This window comes from Micromonospora sp. LHW51205, from assembly GCF_003315815.1.
Classification (GTDB): domain Bacteria; phylum Actinomycetota; class Actinomycetes; order Mycobacteriales; family Micromonosporaceae; genus Micromonospora; species Micromonospora chalcea.
Genome location: NZ_QMEZ01000004.1, coordinates 74283 through 98026 on the forward strand (window position 1 = coordinate 74283; position 23744 = coordinate 98026).

Consider the following 23744-nt stretch of genomic DNA (forward strand, 5'->3'; position numbering starts at 1 on the left):
GTAGGGCGGCCGGAATGAGTGAGACGACGGCACACGCGACCCGACCGGAGTCCGCGACGAGCATCCGGCTGCCCGCCACGATCCTCGGCGTCGGGCTCGGCGGCTTCGTCGACGGCATCGTCCTGCACCAGGTCCTGCAGTGGCACCACATGCTCAGCAGCACCGGCAGCGACCGGATCGGCGTGCGCGAGTACCCGGTGGACACCGTGCCCGGCTTGCAGATGAACACGCTCTGGGACGGCCTGTTCCACGTGGTCACCTGGGTGGCGGTGCTGACCGGCCTGGCCCTGCTCTACTCCCGGGTCACACACTCGCGGGGCCGGCTGTGGCGCTCGCCGATGCTGTGGGGCTGGGCGCTGATCGGCTGGGGCCTGTTCAACCTGGTCGAGGGCGTCGTCGACCACCACCTGCTCGGCATCCACCACGTCCGCGGCGGCCCGAACCAGCTCTGGTGGGACCTCGGGTTCCTCGCGCTCGGCGTGGTGCTGATCGCAGTCGGCTGGACGATCCAGCGCCGGGCCCGCGCGGTGGACCTCTGCGCGCCGGAGCGCCGGTGAGCCTGGCTCACGCCGGGCACGCCGACGGCGGCTTCCCGGCGATCGCGCTGATCCCGGCGGCGCTGTTCTGGGCGTACCTGGCCGCCGCGCTGCGGCTGCGGGACCCGGGCGGGCCCGGCTGGCCGCACGCCCGGACGGCGAGCTTCGGGCTGGGCGCGCTGCTGCTGGCGGGCGGGCTGGCGTGGCCGGCCGGCGACTTCGTCGGACACATGTGGCAGCATCTGCTGATCGGCATGCTCGCGCCGCTGGCGCTGGTGCTCGGCGCCCCGGTCACGCTGCTGCTGCGCACGCTGGACCGGCGTACCGGCCGGGCACTGGTCCATCTGCTGCGGCATCCGACAGCGCGGGTGCTCGGCCACCCGGTGACCGGCCTGCTGCTCACCGCGGGCGGGCTCTGGCTGCTCTACCTCACCCCGCTGTACCGGGCCACGCTGGACAGCCCGGCCCTGCACACGCTGGTGAACGTGCACTTCCTGCTCAGCGGCTGCCTGTTCGCCTGGTCGATCGCCGGTCCCGACCCGGGCCCGCACCGCCCGCGCGTACCGGTGCGGCTGGTGGTGATCGGGTTCGGGGTGGCCGCGCACGCCACCATCGCCCAGCTGCTCTACGCCGGGCTGTTCGTGGACGTGCCGGCGACCGCCGCCGAGCTGCGGGCCGGCGCCACGCTCATGTACTACCTCGGTGACCTGGCCGAGATCGCGCTGGCGCTGGCGCTGCTCGCCACCTGGCGACCGGAGCGGAGCCCTCGCCGCAGGGCGGCCGGGGCCGTTGCGGCAAATGCCTGACCGGCCCGTCCCGCACCGGCACGCTTTCCCACGCACCCATGGCGTTCCACCCACCGACGCCACCGACGCCGACTGGAACGCCACGGGTGCCATAACGCTCGGGAGACACCCAAGGCGTTCCACCCACCAACGTCATCCACGCCGGGTGGAACGTCATGGGTGCCACGACACCCCGGAGACACCCACCGCGTTCCACCGAGGGCGGGAGCCGGGCGCGGCAGTGCGGGTGTCAGGGCTTGAGCAGCGCGGCGATCTCCGCGGCCAACTCCTCCGGCGTACGCCCGTCCGTCACCACGGTCGCGGTCGCCACCTCGGCGTAGAGCGGGCGGCGCTGGTCCATCAGATGCTTGAGCGTGGCGCGCGGGTTCAGCGCGAGCAACGGACGCCCGGCGCCCAGACCGACCCGCTTGACCGCGTCCGGCAGCTCCACCGACAGGTGCACCACGGTGTGGCCGATCAGCGCGGCCCGGTTCTCCTCGGCCAGCACCGCGCCGCCGCCGATCGCGAGCACGCCCGCGTGCGACGCGAGCGCCGCCGCCACGGCGGCCCGTTCGAGGGTACGGAAGTGCTCCTCCCCCTCGTCCACGAAGATCTCCGGAATGGGCTTGCCGGCGAGGTTCTCGATGTCGGCGTCGGTGTCCCGGAAGTCGACGCCGAGCGCCTCGGCCAGCGCCGTGCCGACAGTGGTCTTGCCGGCACCGGGCGCACCGACCAGCACGCAGATCGGCCGGGTACTCATTTGATCACCAGGCTGTCGAGGTAACCGGTCAGGTTGCGGCGCATCTCGGCGACCGAGTCGCCGCCGAACTTCTCCACCGCCGCCTCGGCCAGCACGAGCGCGACCATCGCCTCGGCCACCACCGCCGCCGCCGGCACCGCGCACACGTCGGAGCGCTGGTTGATCGCGGTGGCCGGCTCGCCGGTGGTCACGTCGACCGTGGCCAGGGCCCGGTTCAGCGACGAGATGGGCTTCATGGCCGCCTTCACCCGCAGCGGCTCACCGGTGGTGATGCCACCCTCCAGGCCACCGGCCCGGTCGGTGATCCGCCGCACGCCGGTGGCGGTGGGCACGATCTCGTCGTGCGCCTCCGAGCCGCGCGAGCGGGCCTGCTGCCAGCCGTCGCCGATCTCCACGCCCTTGATCGCCTGGATCGACATGAGCGCGGTGGCGAGGCGCGCGTCGAGCTTGCGGTCCCACTGCACGTGGCTGCCCAGGCCCGGCGGCACCCCGTACGCGAGCACCTCGACCACGCCACCGAGCGTGTCGGCGGCCTTCTTCGCGGCGTCGACCTCGGCGACCATCCGGGCGCTGGCCTCGGCGTCGAGGCAGCGCAGCGGGTCGGCGTCGATGCGGGCGGCGTCCTCCGGGGTGGGCCGCAGGCCCGGCTTGACCGCCACCGGGCCCAGCTCGACCACGTGGGAGACGATCTCGACGCCGAGCGCCTGACGCACCAGCGCCTTGGCGACGGTGCCCACCGCGACCCGGGCGGCGGTCTCCCGGGCGCTGGCGCGCTCCAGGATCGGCCGGGCGTCGGTGTGCCCGTACTTCTGCATGCCGGCCAGGTCGGCGTGACCCGGGCGGGGACGGGTCAGCGGCGCGTTGCGGGCCTGGCTCGCCAGCTCCTCCAGGTCGACCGGGTCGGCGGCCATCACGGTGCGCCACTTGGGCCACTCGGAGTTGCCGACCCGGATCGCCACCGGGCTGCCGAGCGTCACGCCGTGCCGGAGCCCGCCGATGATCTCGACCTCGTCCTGCTCGAACGACATCCGGGCACCCCGGCCGTAGCCGAGCCGGCGCCGGGCCAGCTCGCCGGAGATCTCCCCGGTGGTCACCCCGATGCCGGCGGGTACGCCCTCCAGCATCGCGACGAGGGCGGGTCCGTGCGATTCACCTGCAGTCAGCCAGCGCAACACGACGGTCAGTGTGTCACGCCCGGTGGTCACCGGCGTACGCCGCCCGCCGCATCCCGCCCACCGGACAGGCCGCCTCCGCGCCGATCTGCCGCCTCGTGGGGCGAGGCGTTAACAAGGGGCCCTTCCTCTACCGGAGGAGTTAATAAGGGGCCCTTCCTTACACCGGCAGGGCAGCGCGCATCGCGGCGCGTGGGGCGGTGACGCCGGTGAAGTGCTCGAACTGGCCGTACGCCTGGGCCAGCAGCAGGTCCAGCCCGGAGACCACCCGGCACCCGGCTGTCAGCGCCGCCGCCGCGAGCGGCGTGGGCCACGGATCGTAGACGACGTCGAAGAAGACCGACTCCGGTCGCCAGTCGAAGTTGTCGGCGAGCGGGTCGGCCACGCCCTTCGGCACCGTGGAGATCACCAGGTCGGCGCGGGCGTGCGCGGGCGCGCCGTCCCACTCGGCCCCGGCCAATGGCACGCCGGCCGCCGCCGCGACCGGGCGCAGCTCGTCGACCGCCTCCGGGCGGCGGGCCACCACAGTCACCTCGGCCGCCCCGATCCGGGCTGCCGCCGCGATGGCCGCCCGGGCGGTGCCACCGGCGCCGAGCACGGTGACGACCGCCCCGGCGACGCAGCCCGCGCCGGTGAGCACCTCGACCATGCCGGTGACGTCGGTGTTGTCCGCGTACCAGGTGCCGTCGGCGCGTCGTACCAGCGTGTTGGCGGCGCCGACGGCGGCGGCGGCCGGTGAGACCTCGTCGGCCAGCGCGAGCGCCGCCTCCTTGCCCGGCATGGTCACCGACAGCCCGGCCCATTCCGGGCCGAGGCCCGCGACCAGGCCGGGCAGGTCGTCGGCGCCGGCTTCGATCTGGGTGTACGACCAGCCGCTCAGCCCGGCCGCCGCGTACCCGGCGGTGTGGATCACCGGGGAGAGCGAGTGGGCGATCGGCTTGCCGACCACCGCGGCGCGGCGGGGATCGGCCATCAGATGATCCCGGCCTCGCGCGCCTTCTGCTCGTTGCGTTGGTGCTCGGCGTAGGTCTCGGCGAACGCGGAGCGCCCGTCCTTGCTGATCGCCACGAAGAAGAGCCACTTGCCCGGCGGCGGGCTGAGCGCGCCCTGCAGGGCGTCCTTGCCCGGGTTGTTGATCGGGGTGGGGATCAGGCCGCGCAGCTTGCGGTTGTACGGGTTCTTCGGGTCGTCCAGCTCGGCGGCGGTCATGTCCTTCGACGCCTTGGTCGGCCGCCCGGTCAACTCCAGGTAGTAGTTGACGGTGACGTCCATCTCCAGACAGCCGCAGTCGAAGTTGCCCTTGTAGACCCGGTTGTAGGCGACCTGAGCGACCTTGCCCAGGTCGACCTTGTTGCCGGCCTCGGCCTGCGCGAGCGAGGCGACGATCAGCGCCTCGTACGGGGTGATGCCACCGCGGTCCTGCTGCACCTTCTCGGCGTACTGCATGTTCGAGGTGACGGTGAGGAAGTTGTTCACCATCAGCTTGAGCACCGTCTCGGCGGTGGCCTTCGGCGGGATCTCGTAGGTGTCGGGGAACAGGAAGCCCTCGATCGACGGCTTGACCTTCTTGCCGTCGGAGCGCTTGAACCACCAGTCCGGCACGCCGAGCGCCTCCGGATCCTTCGCCGCCGCCTCGAAGTCCTTGACCGGGATGTCGGTCTTCTCGGAGAGCCGCTTGTAGACCGTCTTCGCGGTGAGCCCCTCGGGAATGGTGATCCCGTTCACGATCCGGTTCTTCAGGTCCAGCATGGCCGCGACCGCCGCGTCGCCGCTCATCTGCTTGCGCAGCTTGTACGTGCCGGGCTGGATGTTCTTGCTGCGCGAGTTCTCCTCGGCGGCCTCGATGAACGCCTTGGTGCTCTTCACCACGTCGGCGGCGACGAGCGCGTCGGCCATGTCGGCGAGCAGCGCGCCCTGCTTGATCTCGACGGTCACCTCGCCGGTGCCGGAGCCGTCGTAGTCGGGGGTGACGAAGTAGTTCTGGACCCGGTCGAAGCCGTAGAACGCGCCGCCGCCGATGCCGCCCAGCAGGATCAGCGCGAGCGCGAGGGCGAGCAGGGTCTTGCCCCGGCCGCCGCCGGACTTGCCCTGCCGTCGGCGTACCGCGCCGCGCCGGTGCCGGCCCTTCTCCCCCCTGTCCTGCTCGTCGAAGCCCAGATCAAGGTCGTCGATCATTGCGTCCGCCTCCGCTGTGCGTCCAGCCAGCTCTGCAGAATCTCCACCGCGGCGGCCTGGTCGACCACCGCCCGTTGGCGCTTTCCCCGGACGCCCCGTTCGGCCAGCCTACGACTCGCGACGACGGTAGACATCCTCTCGTCCGTCAGCGTCACCGGAATCGGCCTCATTACATCAGCCAATCGGCTGGCATAGGCTGATACGTTCACCGCTGCGGGGCCGTGCTTTCCGGCGAGGTTGACCGGTAGCCCGACGACGATTCCCACCGCCTCGTGCTCGGCGGCGAGCCGGACCAGCTCGGCCATGTCGGCGGGCACCGCGTCCGGTTCGGCGGTCAGGTCGCGGGCCAACGTGACCAGGGGCGTGGCGAGGATGCCGTGCGGATCACATCGGGCCACACCCACCCGGACCTGGCCCACGTCGACGCCCAGCCGGACGCCACGGGACAGCTCGGCCACTATCGGACACCTCCCCGCCGGTACGGGCCAGGGCGGACCGGGTGGTCCGCCCTGGCGTCGATCGGTGCGCTCATGCCGTATCGCCAGGCATGCGCTCACGGCCCTCGCTCCGCTCGGTGCGTTCACTCATGCCGTGCCAGCGACCGCCTGCTCGACGGTGACCAGCAGGTTCGGCGCCTCCGCCGCGGGCAGGCCGCCGCCCTGGGCCAGGTCGTCGCTGCCGCCGCCCCGGCCGGAGAACGCCGCCTTCACGAGGTCCTTCGCGCTCAGGCTCCGGCCTCGGGCAGCCTGGTTGACGGCCACCACCAGGGACGCCTTGCCGTTGGCCCGGGCCGCCACCGCGACCACCGCCGGGCGGGCCGCGTCGATCCGGCCCCGGATCTCCTGGGCGAGCGTCCGCACGTCGTTCGCGGCCGCGCCCTCGGGCGCCTCGGTGCCGACGTACGCGACGCCACGCACGTCCTTGGCCTGCGCGGCCAAGGCGCCGGCCCCGCCGAGCACAAGCTGGGCGCGCAGCTTCTCCAGTTCCTTCTCCGCGTCGCGAAGCTGGGTGACGGTCTGCTCCACCCGGTCGGCGACCTGCTCCCCCGGCACCCGGAACAGCTCGGCCAGCCGGGACACCAGCAGGTGCTCGCGGGCCAGGAAGCCGAACGCGTCCATGCCGACGAGCGCCTCGATCCGGCGTACCCCGGAGCCCACCGACGCCTCGGAGAGGATCTTCACCAGGCCGAGCTGGGCAGAGCGGGCCACGTGCGTGCCGCCGCACAGCTCCCGGGCGTAGTCGCCGACCTCGACGACCCGGACCCGCTCGCCGTACTTCTCGCCGAACAGGGCCATCGCCCCGATCCGGCGTGCCTCCTCCTGGCTGGTGACGAACGCGTGCACCTCCAGGTCGGCCAGCAGCACCTCGTTGACCTGCTGCTCCACGTCGTGCAGCACGCTCGGCGCCACACCCGTCGGGGTGTTGAAGTCGAACCGCAGCCGGCCCGGCGCGTTCAGCGAACCCGCCTGGGTGGCCGACTCGCCGAGGAAGTTGCGCATCGTCTGGTGCACCAGGTGCGTCGCGGTGTGCGAGCGGGAGATCGCCCGGCGGCGGGACACGTCGATCTCGGCGTACCCGGTCTCCCCGGAGCGGACCTCGCCGCGCACCACCTTGGCCCGGTGCACGATCAGGCCGGGCACCGGCTGCTGCACGTCGAAGACCTCGACCTGGCCTCCGCCGACGGTGATGAGCCCCTGGTCGGGCTGCTGCCCGCCGCCCTCGGCGTAGAACGGGGTGGTGTCGAGCACCAGCTCGATGGTGTCGCCCTCGACCGCGGCGGAGATCGCGGCGCCGCCGGACAGCAGCGCGCGCACCCGCGACTCCCGGCTCAGCTCGGTGTAGCCGGTGAACTTTACCGGCCCGCCGCCGTCGAGCACCGACCGGTACGCCGACACGTCGGTGTGCCCGGTCTTGCGCGCCTGCGCGTCGGCCTTGGCCCGGCTGCGCTGGTCGGCCATCAGCCGGCGGAAGCCCTCCGCGTCGACCTGCAGCCCCTGCTCGGCCGCGATCTCCAGGGTCAGGTCGATCGGGAAGCCGTACGTGTCGTGCAGCTGGAACGCCTTGTCACCGGAGAGCGCCGCCTTGCCGGCCGACTTGGTCTCCGCGATCGCGGTGTCCAGGATCGTGGTGCCGGCGCGCAGCGTGGCCAGGAACGCGTCCTCCTCGGCGTACGCGTACTGGGAGATCCGGCCGAAGTCCTCGGCCAGCTCCGGGTACGACGGCGCCATGCAGTCGCGCGCCACCGGCAGCAGCTCCGGCAGCGCCCGGTCCTGGTAGCCCAGCAGCCGCACCGCCCGGATCGCCCGCCGCATGATCCGGCGCAGCACGTAGCCCCGGCCCTCGTTCGACGGGGTCACGCCGTCGCCGATGAGCATCAGCGAGGTGCGCACGTGGTCGGCGATGACCCGCAGCCGTACGTCGTCCGGGTGCGACTCGTTCGCCGCGTGACCGGAGTGCACGCCGTAGCGCTTGCCGGTCAGCTCGGCGGCCTTGTCGAGGATCGGGCGGACCTCGTCGATCTCGTAGAGGTTGTCCACGCCCTGCAGCAGCGAGGCCATCCGCTCCAGGCCCATGCCGGTGTCGATGTTCTTCGCCGGCAGGTCACCGAGGATCGGGAAGTCCTCCTTGCCGGTGCCCGGGCCGCGCTCGAACTGCATGAAGACGAGGTTCCAGAACTCCAGGTAACGGTCCTCGTCGACCTCCGGACCGCCCTCGCGGCCGTAGGCCGGGCCGCGGTCGTAGTACAGCTCGGAGCACGGGCCGCACGGGCCGGGGATGCCCATCGACCAGAAGTTGTCGGCCTTGCCGCGGCGCACGATCCGCTCGGCCGGCACGCCGGTGGCGCGCCAGATGTCGTACGCCTCGTCGTCGTCCAGGTAGACCGTGGCCCAGATCCGCTCCGGGTCCAGCCCGAAACCACCCGCCTCGACCGACTTCGTCACCAGGTCCCAGGCGAGCGGGATCGCCCCGGACTTGAAGTAGTCACCGAAGGAGAAGTTGCCGTTCATCTGGAAGAACGTGCCGTGCCGGCTGGTCTTGCCGACCTCGTCGATGTCAGGCGTCCGGATGCACTTCTGCACGCTCGTCGCCCGCGCGTACGGCGGGGTCTGCTGGCCCAGGAAGTAGGGCACGAACTGCACCATGCCCGCGTTGATGAACAGCAGGTTCGGGTCGCTGATGGCGGGCAGCGGAGCGGACGGCACCACGGTGTGCCCGTTCGCCTCGAAGTGGGCGAGGAACCGCCGCTTGATCTCCGCCGTCTTCATCGCTGGTGGTCCTCCGGGAAAATCTCTCGGTCGCCGATGCGCGGGTCCTCCCGCAGCTCGGCGAACTGGTCGTCGTACACCTCGCCGCGGGCGAAGGCCTCGTGGATCTCCTGCTCACGCTCGGCCATGCCGACCCGGACGTCGTCCACGAACGCCCGCAGCGACTCGACCAGACCGCCGGCGGACTCGGACAGCCCGCTGGCGATGCCGGCCGGGGTGTACGCCTGCGCGGTCCGGGTGGCCTTGCGCACCACCAGGACGCCCACGGCCAGCCCGATGCCCAGCCAGAACAACCGCCTCATGCTCTCATCCTCCCGCGTACGCCGGTCGGGGTCAGCGGTTGCCGCGCTTGGCGGCGCGACGCTGCTGCTTGATGGTGTCGCGCACCTCGCGCTCGGTCTCGGCGTGCCGGCGCGCGGAGGCGGCGCGGCGCACGCCGTACCCGAACGCGGCCACCTTCACCAGCGGGTTCGCGGCGGCGGCCGAGACCACGGTGGCCAGGTTCGCCACGTTCGCGGTGACGTTCTGCGCGTGGCTGGTCATGGTGTCCACCTTGGCGAGCTGCAGGTTCACCCCGTCCAGCGAGGTCTGCACCTGCTCCAGCGCCACGTTGACGTTCTTCACCGTGGTGTTCACGTCCCCGAGCAGCGGCGCGGTGCGCTCGTTCACCTCGGTGATCATGCGGGTCGTCGCGTCCACGGTGTGCCGCAGCCGCAGGATCGGCACCGCCAGCACGAGCACCAGCATCAGGAACGCGCCGGCCGCGATCAGCGCAGCGATTTCTCCACCACTCACGCGCATGTCCTCCTCAAGCAGTGTCCCGGAACCCGACGCTCCGGAACGCGCGACCGTACCTACCCACTTCGCGCCACGCCGACCCGGTCACCGGGCGCGGACGGGCGTGCCAGCCCCAGACCCTACCGTCCGTGATGAAAGTCGGCTCACGACGGTGAGGGAGTCGCCTCGCCCAGCGGGTCGTCGGTCAGCGTCGGGAACGGATCCTCACCGGTGAGTGACGGATCGGTGGTCGGCGTCGGCCCGGTGCGCTCGTCGTCGATCGCGTTGCGCACCTTCACCGACACCAACGAGCCGGTGCACGTCGCCGCTGCGGGCGCGGCCGGCGCGGAGGGCGCGGGCGCGCCGTCGATCGGCGGCGGCGTGCAGGCCGGGTCGCGTACCCACAGGTCAAGCGTGAGTTCGTCGCGACGCCAGCAGGTGTAGCTGCCCTCGACCTTCTCCTCCGGGCAGCGTTCGACGCTCCACCGCCGCCAGCCGTCCTTGGCCAGCGCCTGCTCGTAGACGGCGACCGTCTGCTCCCATCCCTGCTCCGACTCGACCGCGCGTTCCCGCAGCCGGCAGTCCTGCAGGCACCAGCGGCTGCCGCTGACGTTGTCGACTGTCTTCTTCTCGGCCCAGGCGGGCACGTCGAGCGCGTCGAGGGTGTCGAAGACCGGATCGCGGCTGAGCGTCCGCATGCCGAAGTAGAGCGGTACCGCGCCCAGCAGCAGGAGGCTCACCAGCGCGAGGACACCCATCCGCAGGCGGCGCCGCTCGCGCATCTGCCGCCGCAGCTCGGACCGGGCGCCGCGCAGGCCACCGGCCTCCGCGTCGGTCTCGTCCACGCCGGGACCGGCGGGTCGCGGCGCGGGCATGCCGTCCGCGCCGGGCCGTGGCCCGGCAGCCTCCCCCGGGGGTACGACAGCAGCCGCCCGCGCCACCGCCGGAGCGCCCGGAGGCGGTGCCATGCCGGCCGGGTTGCCCGGACCGCTGCGGTCCGGCTCCGGTCCGGGGCCGGCCGCCCGGCCGGTGGTCCGCTCGTCTGGCCCGACCGGTCGCGCCACACCCGCCGCCGCGCGGGCGGCAGGCGCCGGTCCGGCGGCCGCGCCCCGGGCGCCGGGCGCCACCGGTGGACGGGGTCCGCCACCGGGCGGAGGTGCCTCACCGGGCCGGACCGGGCCGGACCCGCCGGGCCCCTGCCGGGGCGGATGCGGGCCGGGACCGATACGGCCACCGTCGCCGCCGGGCGGACCGGCCGGACGCGGCGGGCCACCACCGGGACGGCCACCACCGATCGGCACACCACCCGTGCGCTCGACGTCGCTCTGCGGGCCGCCACCGGGTGGTACGCCGGGGCGGGCGGCGCCCCGGGCCGGGCCGGGACGGGCGGGGTTCGCGGCCGGGGCGGGCATCGGGGGACCCGCCGGGGGCGCGATCGGGCCGGACTGGTCGGGCCGGACCGGTGCAGCCGGAGGGCCTGCCGCCGCGCCACGCGCCGGCCCACCCGGCCCGGTCGGACCGGGCCGCCGCGACGGCGTACCCGGATCGGCCGGTTCGGGGCGGACCGGTGGGACGGCGGCGCCGGTACGGCCGGTCGGCTCGTCGGCCGGGCGGCGGGTCACCGGCATGGCGGGGTCGGTGTGTGGCGCGCGACCGGCCTGCCGCAACCATTCGCCCGGCCGCTGCGGGCGCGGGTCGCCGGTGTCGTCAGGCGCCGCGCGACGTCCGGGCCGCGCCGCCTCGGCCGCGGCGCCGGGTTCGGCCGGCCCGTCGGGAGCGGCCCTCCGGCCACCCGGCGCGGCGCGGCGCGGCGCGTTCGCCGGGCCGCCGGACACGGGCGCGCCGGGCAGGTCCGGCGCGTTTCCGCTGCGCGGCACCACCGGCGGGCGGTCCGGTTCCGGGGCGGCCCGGCGGCCACCCGCCGGGGGCACGACGCCCTCCGGCGCGGCGCGGCGGCCGGCGCCGGAGACGGGGCGGGTGCCGGGCGGAACGTCGTCCGGCCGGGCACGACGGCCCGCGCCCGACACGGGCCGGACACCGGGCGCAACGTCGTCCGGTCGCGCGCGACGGGGCCCGCCGGAGACCGGCTGGACGCCGGCGGTGTCGTCGGGCCGGGCCCGGCGGCCGCCGGGCGGCGAGGTGACGGGCGGGTTGGCCGCGGCCTGGTGCGCGCCCTCCGGCACGCCGGCGCCGTGCCGGCCGCGAGGTGTCGGGGGCCGGTGCTCGCCGTCGACGGGCGGGCGGCCCGGCTCGGCGGGTACCCGGCCGGGTGGCGGCCCGGCGGGCGCGCCGGGCGGCGGCGAGACGCCGGTGACCGGCGGCTGCTGGCCGGTGGGGCCGTCCGCGCCCCGGCGGGCGGGTGCTCCCGCCGGACGACGGGCCTCGGGCACGCCGGGCCAGGGACCGTCGACGGGCGGGCGCGGCGCGCCGGCCTCGGGACCGCCGGGGCGCACCGGCGGCGCGGCCGGGCCGAGCTGGTCGGGACCGCGCCGGGTCACCGGAGGACGCGGACCGGGCCGGCCGCCGGGCATCGGGGGCGGCGCGTCAGCCGGGCGGCCGGGTGGCATCTCCGGACCGGGCCGGGCGGCGCCCGCGTCCGCTGCGGAACGCCCGGCGACAGGTGGTACGTCCGCGCCGGGCCGGACGTGACCGGGCCCGGCCGGTCCTCCGCGGCCCACGCCTGGCGGGAACGCCGGGCCGCCACGACCGGAAACGGCCGGTTGCGTCGGGTCGGTGCGGCCGTCCGGCACCGGCCCGGCCGGTTGGGGACGGCCGGGGGGCGGGGCGGCGGGAGACGACGGACCGGGCCGGGCGGACGACGGAGGCGCCGCCGGGCCGGGCCGACCGGAGACGGGTGGCTGCGGACCCGGGTGACCGGACGCGGGCGGCTGCGGACCCGGCCGGCCGGGTGGTTGCGGGCCCGGCGCCGGGGGCCGCGGAGCGGACCGGGCGGGCATCCCCGGCCCGGCGGCGGGCGGAGGCATGCCGGGCCCGGCGGCCGGGCCCGGTGCTGCTCCCGGCCGGCCCGGCGCGGGCGCGGAGGAATCCGCCTCCGGTCCGAGTTCGCCGCCCTGCTGCTTGGCGGTACGCAGATCGTCGATCCAGCCGAGTTCCTCGCCGACGACGGTCGGGTCGAGCTCGGGCTCGGCCCGGCCGCGTCCCCACCGGCGGCCCTTGGCCCGCGGATCGCGCCGCTCGTCGGGGCCGTCCGCCGGCCGCTCCGGACCACGCGCCATCACTACTGACCCCCCTCGGCGGCGTCGCTGCCGCCCTCACTCGCCCCGCTGGCCTGCTCGCCGCCACCCACCCGGGCCCCGTTCACGGCGGCTGGGGCGCCGGCCTCCGCCCGGGTCGCCGGTGCCGGCAGCCCACGGACGATCCGGCGCAGCAGCGGCAGCCGGGTGGCCACCGCCCGCTCCGCGCCGTGCCCACTGGGCTGGTAGTAGTCGGTCCCGACGAGGTCGTCCGGAGCGTACTGCTGGGTGACCACCCCCCGGTGGTCGTCGTGCGGGTAGCGGTAGCCGGCCCCGTGCCCGAGTCCGCGCGCGCCGGAGTAGTGGGCGTCGCGCAGCCCGCGCGGCACCGGGCCGCCACGACCGGCGCGTACGTCGGCGACAGCGGCGCCGATCGCGGCGGTGGCCGAGTTCGACTTCGGCGCGGTGGCCAGGTGGATGACCGCCTGGGCCAGGTTGAGCTGCGCCTCCGGCAGGCCCACGTACTCGACCGCGTGGGCGGCGGCGGTGGCCACCGTCAGCGCGGTGGGATCGGCCATGCCGACGTCCTCGCTGGCGAAGATCACCAGCCGGCGGGCGATGAACCGGGCGTCCTCGCCGGCCACCAGCATCCGGGCCAGCCAGTGCAGCGCCGCGTCCACGTCGGAGCCGCGCATGCTCTTGATGAACGCGCTGGTCACGTCGTAGTGCGCGTCGCCGTCGCGGTCGTAGCGCACCGCCGCCACGTCGACCGCCTGCTCCGCCACGGCCAGGTCGATCCGGCCGGCGCCGAGCGCGGTCGCGGTGGCCGCGGCCGCCTCCAGCGCGGTGAGCGCCTTGCGCACGTCGCCCCCGGCGAGCCGGACCAGGTGGTCCTCCGCCTCCTCGGCCAGCACCAGCGCGCCGCCGAGGCCGCGCTCGTCGGCGACCGCGCGGCGCAGCAGCCCGCGTACGTCGTCGTCGTCGAGAGCCTGGAGGGTGAGCAGCACGCACCGCGACAACAAGGGCGAGATGACCGAGAAGTACGGGTTCTCCGTGGTCGCCGCCAGCAGCGTGACAGTACGGTCCTCGACGGCGGCGAGAAGCGAGTCCTGCTGGGTCTTGCTGAACCGGTGCACCTCGTCGATGAACAGCACCGTCGGCGGGCCGCCGGAACGCCGCTGCCGCCGCGCGGTCTCGATCACCGCGCGGACGTCCTTCACACCTGCGGTCAGCGCGGACATCGCCACGAACCGCCGGTCGGTGGCCCGGGCCACGAGATGCGCGATCGTGGTCTTGCCGCTGCCCGGCGGCCCCCAGAGGATGACCGACATCGGCGCCGCGCCCTCGACCAGCTGACGCAGCGGCGCGCCCGGTGCGAGCAGGTGCTCCTGCCCGACCAGCTCGTCGATGCCGGCCGGCCGCATCCGCACCGGCAGGGGCGAGTCCGCCCGGGCGTCGGTGAAGCCGTCGGCGCCGCTCGCGCCCGCGGGTGCTCCGGCGGGCTCGCCGAGGGTGAAGAGGGCGTCCGATTCCATCACGAGAACAGTACCGGGCCGGGCCGACGGCGCCGGAATCGCGCCGCCGACCCGACCCGGGTGGTCGTTTCCGGTCAGCCGCGACCCGGCCGCCGGCCCCGGTACCAGCGGCCGCCACCGCCGCCGCGCGGGCCGGAGCCGACGCCGGCCAGGTAGAGCGAGAGCAGCAGGAAGCCGATGAGCATGAGCGTCGAGGTGCTGAACAGATCGGGCGCGCCGAGGTCGGTGTTCATGAAGTCGAGCAGCAGCGCGAAACCGAACACGATGGCCGCGAGAATGGCGAGCATGTCGTTCCTCCGGTGGGGGTTCCCAGCAGGTCGGCGACGGATGTACCCAATCGGTCTGTTCGTCAATCTCCACCCTGGAACAGGAGATGGCCGTCCTCCGATACGGGCTGCGGGTGCTCGTAGGCTGGCGCAATGATCACTGTCGACGAGGCGCTGACCGGGCGCGAGGCGCTGCTCGCCGCGGCCGGCGACCACCCGTACGCCCGGCACGCGCTGCGGGACGACCAGGCCGTACGCGGATGGCGGCACGGCGGCGCGGTCGGGTGGCTGCTCCCGCCGGGCGAGTGGTCGGCCGGCGGGGCGGTCGGCGCCCCCGGCCCGGCGATCGACGTCTTCGCCGCCCACCGGGCGGACGGGACGCTGCGAGCCGGTCAGTCGATCAACCTGCCCCACGCCGACCCGGACGAGGTGGCCGCGCGGCTGCCGGTGGCCCGGCTGATCGAGTGGGACTTCCTCTGGACCACCGCGCCGCCGCCGCACCAGCCGGAGCAGGAGCGGGTGGAGCGGCTCACCGCTGCCGACCGCCCCGCCCTGACCGCGCTGATCGAGGAGGCGTTCCCGAGCACCACCTCCCGGCCGGGCGAGCCGGGCATCGTCGACTGGTACGGGATCCGCGACGGGGACCGCCTGCTCGCCTGCGGCGCGGATCGCAGCCGCGCCGACATCGGCTTCCTGGCCGGGTTGACCGTCGCACCCGGGCTTCGCGGCCGGGGGCTGGGCGCGGCGCTGACCGCCGGCATGACGGGCGCGCTGTTCGCCCGGTACGACACGGTGGCGCTGGGCGTCTACCCGGACAACCTGGGCGCGATCCGGCTCTACCGGCGGCTCGGCTTCACCGCCACCGAACGCCGCACCTCGATCAAGCTGGCCTGACGCTGCCGGCACCCGGCCAGGGCCGCGATCGGAAGCGGGCGCGTCGAACCGGTGAGTGGAACGTCATGGGTGTCAAACGGGAGCCGAGACACCCATGACGTTCCACCCGCGGGGCGGTGACCCGCACGGCGATGCCGGGAACGTTGCCGCCGACAACGCCGGCACCACTCGGCCGCCGCCGGGCGACGCCCGCCGTCGGGACGCCGGGACGCCGGGACGGCCCAACCACTGCCGGACGACGCCCGCAGGACTCAGTCGCGGCCGGGTGACGCCGGCACGACCACCGGCCCGGGCCCGCCAGTGACGGCAGCCGCGTCCGCGCCGACGGCGGCGCCACGGTCCGCCGCGTCGAGGGGCGGCTCGGACGCCAGGCCGGCGTGGCCGGGGCCGCCGCCCGTCACCTCCGGCGTCACGTCGACCGCCGAGGGGGTACGGCGGGCGGCGCGCCAGGCCGGCAGGTAGAGCGGCGCGGCCACGGCGAGCACCACCCCGCCGACGATCATGGCGGTGCTGACGCTCGTGGCGTCGGCCAGCGCGGTGAGCGTGACCGCGCCGAGCGCGCCGGCCGGCTGGCCGGCCATCGAGTTGAGCGACAGCACGCTGGTGCGGTACGGCCCGTCGACCTGCCGGTGCAGCAGTCCCATGTGCAGCGGGTTCGACGCGCCGTGCACGGTGTAGCAGGCCAGGTACGCGATGAGGATGCCGACCGGCCCGGCCAGCAGGCCCATGCCGACCACTGTGACGCCCTGGAGGATCCGCATCAGCGCGGCGGCCGGGGCGGCGCCGAGGCGGCGCAGCAGGAACGGGGTGAGCGCGGCGCCGGCGGCGTTCGCGAGCCAGGCCGCGGTGCCGGCGGGGCCGAGCAGCGCCGCGGCGCGGGCCGGGTCGTCGAGCACCTCGGCGAGGCGTACCGGCAGCAGCGACTCGAAGGTGACCATGCCGAAGCCCCAGAACAGCTCGACGGCGACCAGGGCCGCCAGCACCCGGTTTCGGCGCAGCAGCCCGACGGCCTGCCCGACCATCCGGGGCGCGTCGACCACGGAGGCGCGCAGCGCGGCCGGGCCGGACGCGGGCCGCCGCTCGGCCATCAGCGCGAGCAGCGCCACGATGGACACGGCCTGGAGCACGGCGGCGACGATCACCGGCAGCGCGAGGGCGCTGACCGGGCCGATCGGGCCGAGCGCGACGAGGCCGCCGCTGAGCAGGGCGCCGGCGCCGATGGCGACACCGATCACGGTGCCGGCCCAGCCGAGGCCGCGTTCGTACTCGGCTTTCGGGTCGGCGGCGAGCGTGGCGTCGACGTACCAGGATTCCATCGGGCCGCTGTCGAGCGCCCGGTAGACGCCCTGCAGCGCCCAGACCAGGAAGAACATCCAGAACGAGTCGGCCACCGCCATCAGCGCCAGCGAGCCGAGGCCGATGGCCCAGGCGGCGACCAGCACGGGTTTGCGGCCGAGCGCGTCGGCGAAGCCGCCGGTGGGCAGTTCCAGCGCCAGCACGACGAGGCCCTGCGCGGTGGCGACCAGGCCGATCTGGGACAGCGTGAGGCCGCGCTCCTGCATCAGCAGGACCATCACCGGCATGAGCAGGCCGCTGGGTAGCCAGCGCAGGCCGTACAGCGTGAGGTAGCGGATCCGGATCTGGCGTACGGACAGCGCGGTCACGGCTTCTCCTCGGCGGGTGGCGGGGTGGACCGGGGGAACGCCGCGTCCATCGGGAGGGCGGCGAGGTAGAGCTGGACCGTCTCGGCGTCGGGGTCGTCCGGGTCGGTCTCGTCGCGGTGCCGCTCGAAGACCGCGAAGACCTCCTCCTGGATCGCCTTGAGGCGGTCCACCGGGATGCGCATGAAGAAGTCGCCCATGCCGAACGCGTCACGCCAGGCCGGCGACCACCGGTGCCGCTGGGCGAACCAGCGTTCGGCGTGCCCGGCGAAGAAGCGGACGTAGTCCGCCTCGACCCACTCGATGGCCGCCCGCGAGTCGGGGTCGTCGTCGAAGTCGCTGGACTCCCAGCTGGTGACATCGTGCGCGGCCCGCCAGTAGCGCTGCCGGCCGGTGCCGAGGCTCGGGTCCTCGACCACGAGGCCGACCTCGGCGAGTTGGCGCAGGTGGTAACTGGTCGCGCCGCTGTTGGTGCCGAGCGCCTCGGCGAGGGCGGTGGCGGTGGACGGGCCCACCACGCGCAGCGCCCCGATCAGCCGCATGCGCAGCGGCTGGGCCAGCGCGCGGACCTGACGGTGGTCGATGCGTACGGTGCGCTTCTTCTCCTCCATGAGATGCACAATATCTGTGCACACTTTCCATGCACAAGATACTTGCAAAGAATCTGTGCAACTAGCCGTACAGCTCGGTGATCCCCCGCAGCCGGGTCCGCAGCAGGCCCGCGGCGCGGGTGGAGTCCAGCACCACCTCGCCCGGTCGGCGCAGCCCGGCGGCGGCGATCGTGGTCGTCCGCAGCCCGCCCGTATCCACCCCGTCGTGCCGGGCCACCAGCAGCCCCAGCTCGGCGCGGCTCACCGCGTCCGGCCCGGCCACGTTCAGCAGCCCGGCATAGTCGCCCGGCACCAGCTCCAGCACCGCGCCGGCGAGGTCGGCGACGTGCACCGGGCAGCGCAGCTCGTCGGTGAACAGCGTGGCCCGCCCCGCGAGCGCCTCCCGGCAGAGCTGGATCTGCTTGCTGCCCTCCCCCACGATCAGCGAGGTACGCACCAGCGCCGCGCCCGGATCGACCGCCCGCACCGCCGTCTCCGCCGCCGCCTTCGCCGCCCCGTACGCGTGCAGCGGCGTGGGCACGTCCTCGTCCGCGTACGGCGCAGGCCGCCCGGCGTGCAGCGCGTCGCTGGACAGGTGCACCAGCCGGGCGCCCACCTCGGCGGCGGCTACCGCGATGTGGGCCGCCCCGTCCGCCGTGACCGCCCAGTCGTCGTACCGGTAGGGGGTGGCGACGACCGCGTCGGGGCGTACCCGGGTCAGCAGCTCCCGCACGGCGGCGCGGTCGGTCACGTCGAGCCGGTGCGGCGCGACGCCGGGCACCGCGACGGCGGCGCGGTGGTACGTGCCGGCGACCCGGTGCCCGGCGGCGACCGCCTGCCGGCACACCTCGGCGCCGAGGAAGCCGCTGGCTCCCACCACGAGCAGGTTCATGTCGTCTCCCCCGAAGATCGAAAAAGGCCCGCGTCATCATGACGCGGGCCAGTTCCGGAAAGCGAGGATCAGACGGGGTCGGCCACCGGGGCGGCCGGGCCGGCGGTGCCGGCGTGCGGACCGGCCGGGGCCTTCGGCTTGGCGTCGATGCCGGCCTCGGCGCGCTGCTGCCCGGTGATCGGGGTGGGCGCGCCGGTCAGCGGGTCGAAGCCGCCGCGGGTCTTCGGGAACGCGATGACCTCGCGGATCGAGTCGGCGCCGGCCAGCAGCATGCAGACCCGGTCCCAGCCGAACGCGATGCCGCCGTGCGGCGGGGCGCCGTACTTGAACGCCTCCAGCAGGAAGCCGAACTTGTCCTGCGCCTCGTCGGCGGTGATGCCGAGCAGGTCGAACACCCGCTGCTGCACGTCGCCGCGATGGATACGGATCGAGCCGCCGCCGATCTCGTTGCCGTTGCAGACGATGTCGTACGCGTACGCCAGCGCCCGCTCCGGCGCGTCCTCGAACCGGTCCACCCACTCGGCGTTCGGCGAGGTGAACGGGTGGTGCACGGCGGTCCAGCCGCCCTCGTCGGTGCGTTCGAACATCGGCGCGTCGACGACCCAGCAGAACGCCCAGGCGCTCTCGTCGATCAGGTTCGACCGCTTGGCGATCTCGATCCGGGCCGCGCCGAGCAGCTCCTGCGCCTCGCGGGTGTTCGTGCTCGCGGCGAAGAAGATCGCGTCGCCGGGCTTCGCGCCGACCGCGTCGGCCAGACCGGACAGGTGCGCCTCGGACAGGTTCTTCGCCACCGGGCCGCGCGGCTCGCCGGTCTCGGCGTCCAGCACCACGTACGCCAGGCCGCGCGCGCCGCGCGCCTTGGCCCAGTCCTGCCAGCCGTCCAGCTCCTTGCGGGTCTGCGCCGCGCCGCCGGGCATGACCACCGCGCCGACGTAGCCGCCCGCGTCGATCGCGCCGGCGAACACCCGGAACTCGGTGCCGCGCAGGTACTCGGTCAGCTCGGTCAGCTCCACGCCGTAGCGCAGGTCCGGCTTGTCCGAGCCGTACCGGGACATGGCGTCGTGCCAGGTGATGCGCGGGATCGGCCGGGCGATCTCGTAGCCGGCGAGGTCCTTCCACAGCGCCGAGACGATCGCCTCGCCGAGGTCGATCACGTCGTCCTCGGTGACGAACGACATCTCGATGTCGAGCTGGGTGAACTCCGGCTGCCGGTCGGCACGGAAGTCCTCGTCGCGGTAGCAGCGGGCGATCTGGTAGTACCGCTCCATGCCGCCGACCATGAGCAGCTGCTTGAACAGCTGCGGCGACTGCGGCAGCGCGTACCAGCTGCCCGGCTGCAGCCGCACCGGCACCAGGAAGTCGCGCGCGCCCTCCGGGGTGGAGCGGGTGAGCGTCGGCGTCTCGATCTCCAGGAAGTCCCGCTCGTGCAGCACACCACGGGCGATCTGGTTGGCCCGCGAGCGCAGCCGCATCGCCTTCGCCGGGCCGCCCCGGCGCAGGTCCAGGTAGCGGTACTTGAGCCGGATGTCGTCGCCGGCCTCGATCTGGTCGTCCACCGGCAGCGGCAGCGGCGCGGCCTCGGAGAGCACCTCCAGCGCGGAGGCGGTCACCTCGACCTCGCCGGTGGGCAGGTCCGGGTTCTCGTTGCCCTCGGGGCGGCGGGTCACCTCGCCGGTGACCTTGACGCAGAACTCGTTGCGCAGCGCGTGCGCGTCCTCCTCGCGGAAGACCACCTGCACGACACCGGAGGCGTCGCGCAGGTCGACGAAGATGACACCGCCGTGGTCGCGCCGGCGGGCCACCCACCCGGCGAGCGTCACCGTCGAGCCGGCGTCCGCGGCGCGCAGGCTTCCGGCATTGTGGGTACGGATCACGGCTGGCGTCTCCTCAATCTGGTCCACTCACTGCTCCCCCGCATTCTGTCAGGGCGGGCGGGCCCGCTCCCGGGCACCCGTCGAGCCGGTCCGCCCCGGCGGTGGCGAAAGCGCCGTGCGGGCCGGCTCCGGCGGTCTACCGTGGCCGGGTGCGTGCCGTACCGAGCTGGGCCGTGGTCACCGCGGCCGCCGCGCCCGCGCTGCTGGTCACGGGCTGGACGGTCGCGGGCGCCCGCCAGGGGCCGGGGTACGACCCGGTGCGGGACACGATCAGCGAGCTGGCCGGCGAGGGCGCCACCGATCCGTGGCTGATGGGCGGCGCGCTGGTGCTGCTCGGCTGCTGCTACGCCGCCACCGCCGCCGCGCTGCACGCCGCCGGGCTGCCCAGCCGCTTCCTGCTCGCGGTCGGCGGGGTGGCCACCGTCGCGCTGGTCGCGTTCCCCCGCCCGCAGGTTGGTGGCTCCCCGGCGCACGGCGTGGTCGCGACGGTGGCGGTGCTCGCGTTGTCGCTGTGGCCGGCCGGGACGGCGCTGCGGCTGCCCCGCAGAGTCCCGCGCGAGGTGGCCGCCTCCCCGGCCGGCACGCCGCCGTGGGCGTTCCGCCGGCCGGTGGCGCTGGCCGTGACGGCGGCGCTGCTGGCGTTGTTCGGCTGGTCGGTGGCGGAGGTGACAGGCGGCTCCCGGACCGGGCTGGCCGAGCGGGTGGCAGCGCTCGCGGTGACGCTCTGGCCGCTGGCGGCGGTGCTGTCGGCGCGGCGGGCCCACCGGCACTGGACGGCCCGGCCGTCGGACCCGCCCCGCCCGGACGGGCCGCCGATCGGTCCGGGCCGTCTTGGAGCGGGCGCCTGAGCGGGTACGCGGAACGGGCCGCCGGGTGACCGGCGGCCCGTTCATGAGTGCGTGGATCAGAAGACGCTCACGCCGTAGACGCTGAGCGGCTCGGTGACCGGCTGGAAGTAGGTGGTGCCGCCGGAGGAGCAGTTGCCGCTGCCGCCGGAGGTGAGGCCCAGGGCGGTGGTGCCGGCGAACAGCGAGCCGCCGCTGTCGCCCGGCTCGGCGCAGACGGTGGTGCGGATCAGGCCGGAGACGCGGCCCTCGGCGTAGTTGACGGTCGCGTTGAGCGCGGTCACGCTGCCGCTCTTCACGCCGGTGGTGCTGCCGGAACGGCGGACGGACTGGCCGACGTAGGCGTTGCCGGCCGAGGTGATGTCCTGGGTGCTGCCGTTGTAGAGCGAGACGTTACCGGCCGCGTTGGCCGAGTTGCTGTGCCGGACGATGCCGTAGTCGTTGCCCGGGAAGCTGGTGCCGGTCCGGGTGCCGAGCACGGTGGTGCGGCTGGAGTTGGAGTACCAGGTCGAGCCGATGTTGGTGCAGTGCCCGGCGGTGAGGAAGTAGTACGTCGAGCCGCTGCGCACGTTGAAGCCGAGCGAGCAGCGCCCGCCGCTGGCGTAGATCGCCTGGCCGCCGGAAATCCGGGTGCTCAGCACGCCGGCCTCGGCCTCGACGCGGATCGCGCCGTTGTGCCGGGCGGCGGCGGCCCTGACCCGCTCCAGCTTGGCGCCGGTGACGGTGCTGTCGATGGAGACGACGACCTGGTTCGTGACCGGGTCGGTCCACCAGGCGGTGCCGGGGATGCTCACGGAGCGCTCCAGCTCGCTGGTGGCGGCGTTGAGCTTGTCCGCGCCGCGCGTCACGATCTTCGGGATGGCGCCGGCGGCGCGCACCTGACGGGCGGTCGCGGTGTCGGTCACCGTGACGATCATCTTGCCGCTGGCGTCGGCGTACGTGCCGGCCGCGCGGGCGCCGAGCTTCTCGACGAGGGTGGCGGCGGCGTCCGGCGAGAGGGCCGCGGGGGCGGCCTGCGCGGGGGCGCTGAGCAGCGAGCCGGTGACCAGGGTGCCGGCAACGGCGACTGCGGCGGCGCGGCGGAGCGTGGACCTCGTGGGTCGCATGTAACAACCTCCGAATGGGGGTGAACGGGCGCTGTCATGGGGGCGCGCCCGAGGACAACCCGGGCGACCTGGGGAAACCGCCCGGGTGCCCAAAGTATTCACACATTTAAGATCGTAAACAAGACATGGCTTTGCCCGGATTCGCACCTGCGCCCGATGTAACGCCCCAGCAACAACATCGACTCAAGGTGTCAGAGCCGGGGATCGACCCGCGTCGACGTGCTGGGGGCAGGCGCGGCGAACGGTCAGGCGCGCGGGGTGGTCAGGCGCGGCGGTGGGCGCCGGGGCCGGGACGGGGCAGCACGTCGCGCGCCTCGGTGATCTCGTGCCCCTCGGCGCAGCGCAGCTCGACCCGGACCTCGGCGCCACAGTCACGATGCGCCACGCTCAGCGGGGAGCCCTCCGGGTCGGCCAGGTAGCGGTCACCCCAGCCGAGCACGGCGACGAGCACCGGCCACAGGTCCAGCCCTATCTCGGTGAGCCGGTACTCGTGACGCGGCCGGCTGCCCGGCTCCCGGTACGGCTCGCGACGCAGCACCCCGCGCTCGACGAGCATGGCGAGCCGGTTGGTCAGCACCTGGCGCGGGATGCCGGTACGCACCCGCATGTCGTCGAAGCGGCGTACACCGTTGAAGACCTCGCGCAGCACGACCAGTGTCCACCGCTCGCCGAGGACCTCCATGGCGCGCGCGATGGTGCAGTTCTCCACCGACCAGTCCAGTGCCGCGGGTCTCATCCGACCAGGCTAGGTCTGATTGACAGACTCAGCAACGCGCTGCCAGGCTGAGTCCATGACGCAGACGCAGGAACGCTCGCGCACGTTCACCTGGTCCGACCCGGCCGCCGGGGCCGCCCACCTGGGCCGGCGCAGCGGCCTGGAACTGATGCGGGCGATGATCGCCGGCGAGCTGGCCGCCCCGCCGATCATGCACCTCGTCGACATGTCCCGAATGGAGGCCGAAGAGGGGCGCGTGGCGGTCGAGCTGCTGCCGCAGGAGTTCCACTACAACCCGCTCGGCACGGTGCACGGCGGCGTCCTCTCCACGCTGCTGGACACCGCCGCGGCCTGCGCCGTGCACACCACGCTGCCGCCCGGGGTCGGCTACACGTCGCTCGACCTCAACGTGAAGTTCCTGCGCCCGGTAACCGTCGACACCGGCACACTGCGCTGCGAGGGCACTGTGCTCCAGCGGGGCCGCCGCACCGCCCTGGCCGAGGCCCGCCTGACCGACCCCGCCGACCGCCTGGTGGCCCACGCCACCTCAACCTGCCTGATCTTCCCCCTCCCCTGACCACCGCACCCCGCGCCCCCGCCGCGCCCGGCGCGCCCGGCGATCTTGCGGTTGCGGCCCCCGCAGCGCCGGTTTCGCGGCATTCGCGGGGGCCGTGAGTGCAAGATCGCGCGGGAGAGAGGGG

At 74.5% G+C, this 23744-nt stretch carries 22 protein-coding genes; 5 read left to right on the forward strand and 17 right to left on the reverse strand.

Translation table 11 applies throughout. The features are described 5' to 3' along the window. Positions 1-14: 14 nt before the first annotated feature. Both DQE82_RS16325 and DQE82_RS16330 read left to right on the forward strand, forming a co-directional pair. A complete protein-coding gene (locus DQE82_RS16325; protein ID WP_043324956.1) occupies positions 15-557 on the forward strand; it encodes a DUF2243 domain-containing protein in 543 nt (180 codons plus the stop codon). After that, positions 554-1342 carry a cytochrome c oxidase assembly protein gene (locus tag DQE82_RS16330; protein ID WP_064448512.1) on the forward strand — a complete coding sequence of 263 codons (789 nt, stop codon included), beginning with the start codon at positions 554-556 and terminating at the stop codon, positions 1340-1342. Before DQE82_RS16325 ends, DQE82_RS16330 begins: the two co-directional genes overlap by 4 nt. Positions 1343-1571: 229 nt before the next feature. Here DQE82_RS16330 and DQE82_RS16335 read toward each other — a convergent pair whose 3' ends face one another. The 11 genes from DQE82_RS16335 to DQE82_RS16390 form a co-directional block, all read right to left on the reverse strand. After that, positions 1572-2081 carry a shikimate kinase gene (locus DQE82_RS16335; RefSeq protein ID WP_043324958.1) on the reverse strand — a complete coding sequence of 170 codons (510 nt, stop codon included), beginning with the start codon at positions 2079-2081 and terminating at the stop codon, positions 1572-1574. Next, positions 2078-3256: a chorismate synthase gene (aroC, locus tag DQE82_RS16340; protein WP_113973404.1), complete on the reverse strand. Its 1179-nt coding sequence runs from the start codon at positions 3254-3256 to the stop codon at positions 2078-2080. Before aroC ends, DQE82_RS16335 begins: the two co-directional genes overlap by 4 nt. Before the next feature lie 157 nt (positions 3257-3413). Then, the gene (locus DQE82_RS16345; protein ID WP_064448514.1) at positions 3414-4226 is read right to left on the reverse strand and encodes a shikimate dehydrogenase; all 813 of its coding nucleotides are present in this window, start codon (positions 4224-4226) and stop codon (positions 3414-3416) included. Beyond that, on the reverse strand, positions 4226-5428 hold the full coding sequence (gene mltG, locus DQE82_RS16350) for an endolytic transglycosylase MltG (RefSeq protein ID WP_043324960.1): 1203 nt from the start codon (positions 5426-5428) through the stop codon (positions 4226-4228). Before mltG ends, DQE82_RS16345 begins: the two co-directional genes overlap by 1 nt. Then, positions 5425-5886 (reverse strand): Holliday junction resolvase RuvX, encoded by a 462-nt coding sequence (ruvX, locus tag DQE82_RS16355; protein WP_043324961.1) that lies wholly within the window; start codon positions 5884-5886, stop codon positions 5425-5427. The genes mltG and ruvX overlap by 4 nt, the downstream gene beginning before the upstream one ends. 126 nt (positions 5887-6012) lie before the next feature. Continuing rightward, the gene (gene alaS, locus DQE82_RS16360; protein ID WP_113973144.1) at positions 6013-8694 is read right to left on the reverse strand and encodes an alanine--tRNA ligase; all 2682 of its coding nucleotides are present in this window, start codon (positions 8692-8694) and stop codon (positions 6013-6015) included. Beyond that, positions 8691-8996 (reverse strand): hypothetical protein, encoded by a 306-nt coding sequence (locus DQE82_RS16365; protein WP_013285491.1) that lies wholly within the window; start codon positions 8994-8996, stop codon positions 8691-8693. The genes alaS and DQE82_RS16365 overlap by 4 nt, the downstream gene beginning before the upstream one ends. 31 nt (positions 8997-9027) lie before the next feature. Next, positions 9028-9489, reverse strand: coding sequence for a DUF948 domain-containing protein (locus DQE82_RS16370; RefSeq protein ID WP_104115776.1), 462 nt, complete (start codon positions 9487-9489; stop codon positions 9028-9030). A gap of 146 nt (positions 9490-9635) precedes the next feature. Beyond that, positions 9636-10253: a hypothetical protein gene (locus tag DQE82_RS16375; RefSeq protein ID WP_043330338.1), complete on the reverse strand. Its 618-nt coding sequence runs from the start codon at positions 10251-10253 to the stop codon at positions 9636-9638. A 2456-nt stretch (positions 10254-12709) separates the two neighbouring features. Beyond that, positions 12710-14200: a replication-associated recombination protein A gene (locus DQE82_RS16385; RefSeq protein WP_043324963.1), complete on the reverse strand. Its 1491-nt coding sequence runs from the start codon at positions 14198-14200 to the stop codon at positions 12710-12712. A 74-nt stretch (positions 14201-14274) separates the two neighbouring features. Beyond that, the gene (locus DQE82_RS16390; RefSeq protein ID WP_018785054.1) at positions 14275-14487 is read right to left on the reverse strand and encodes a hypothetical protein; all 213 of its coding nucleotides are present in this window, start codon (positions 14485-14487) and stop codon (positions 14275-14277) included. A gap of 132 nt (positions 14488-14619) precedes the next feature. On the opposite strand from DQE82_RS16390, the gene DQE82_RS16395 reads away from it, so the two are divergent. Next, positions 14620-15360 carry a GNAT family N-acetyltransferase gene (locus DQE82_RS16395; RefSeq protein WP_113973146.1) on the forward strand — a complete coding sequence of 247 codons (741 nt, stop codon included), beginning with the start codon at positions 14620-14622 and terminating at the stop codon, positions 15358-15360. 251 nt (positions 15361-15611) lie between these two features. On the opposite strand, the gene DQE82_RS16400 is transcribed toward DQE82_RS16395, so the two are convergent. From DQE82_RS16400 to aspS, 4 genes are all read right to left on the reverse strand, one after another. Next, positions 15612-17024: an MFS transporter gene (locus DQE82_RS16400; protein WP_113973147.1), complete on the reverse strand. Its 1413-nt coding sequence runs from the start codon at positions 17022-17024 to the stop codon at positions 15612-15614. Continuing rightward, entirely contained in the window at positions 17021-17632 is a 612-nt protein-coding gene (locus DQE82_RS16405) for a winged helix-turn-helix domain-containing protein (protein WP_104115176.1), read from the reverse strand. The genes DQE82_RS16400 and DQE82_RS16405 overlap by 4 nt, the downstream gene beginning before the upstream one ends. A 61-nt stretch (positions 17633-17693) precedes the next feature. After that, a complete protein-coding gene (locus tag DQE82_RS16410; protein ID WP_113973148.1) occupies positions 17694-18503 on the reverse strand; it encodes a sugar nucleotide-binding protein in 810 nt (269 codons plus the stop codon). Between the two features lie 68 nt (positions 18504-18571). Next, entirely contained in the window at positions 18572-20377 is a 1806-nt protein-coding gene (gene aspS / locus DQE82_RS16415; RefSeq protein WP_113973149.1) for an aspartate--tRNA ligase, read from the reverse strand. 149 nt (positions 20378-20526) lie between these two features. Between aspS and DQE82_RS16420 the strand changes: the two genes are divergently transcribed. Continuing rightward, on the forward strand, positions 20527-21225 hold the full coding sequence (locus tag DQE82_RS16420; RefSeq protein WP_233514690.1) for a DUF998 domain-containing protein: 699 nt from the start codon (positions 20527-20529) through the stop codon (positions 21223-21225). A gap of 56 nt (positions 21226-21281) precedes the next feature. On the opposite strand, the gene DQE82_RS16425 is transcribed toward DQE82_RS16420, so the two are convergent. Both DQE82_RS16425 and DQE82_RS16430 read right to left on the reverse strand, forming a co-directional pair. After that, positions 21282-22328 (reverse strand): S1 family peptidase, encoded by a 1047-nt coding sequence (locus tag DQE82_RS16425; RefSeq protein ID WP_113973151.1) that lies wholly within the window; start codon positions 22326-22328, stop codon positions 21282-21284. 262 nt (positions 22329-22590) lie between these two features. Next, the gene (locus tag DQE82_RS16430; protein WP_113973152.1) at positions 22591-23064 is read right to left on the reverse strand and encodes a helix-turn-helix domain-containing protein; all 474 of its coding nucleotides are present in this window, start codon (positions 23062-23064) and stop codon (positions 22591-22593) included. Between the two features lie 55 nt (positions 23065-23119). Between DQE82_RS16430 and DQE82_RS16435 the strand changes: the two genes are divergently transcribed. Then, positions 23120-23620, forward strand: coding sequence for a PaaI family thioesterase (locus tag DQE82_RS16435; protein WP_104115182.1), 501 nt, complete (start codon positions 23120-23122; stop codon positions 23618-23620). Positions 23621-23744: the final 124 nt, after the last annotated feature.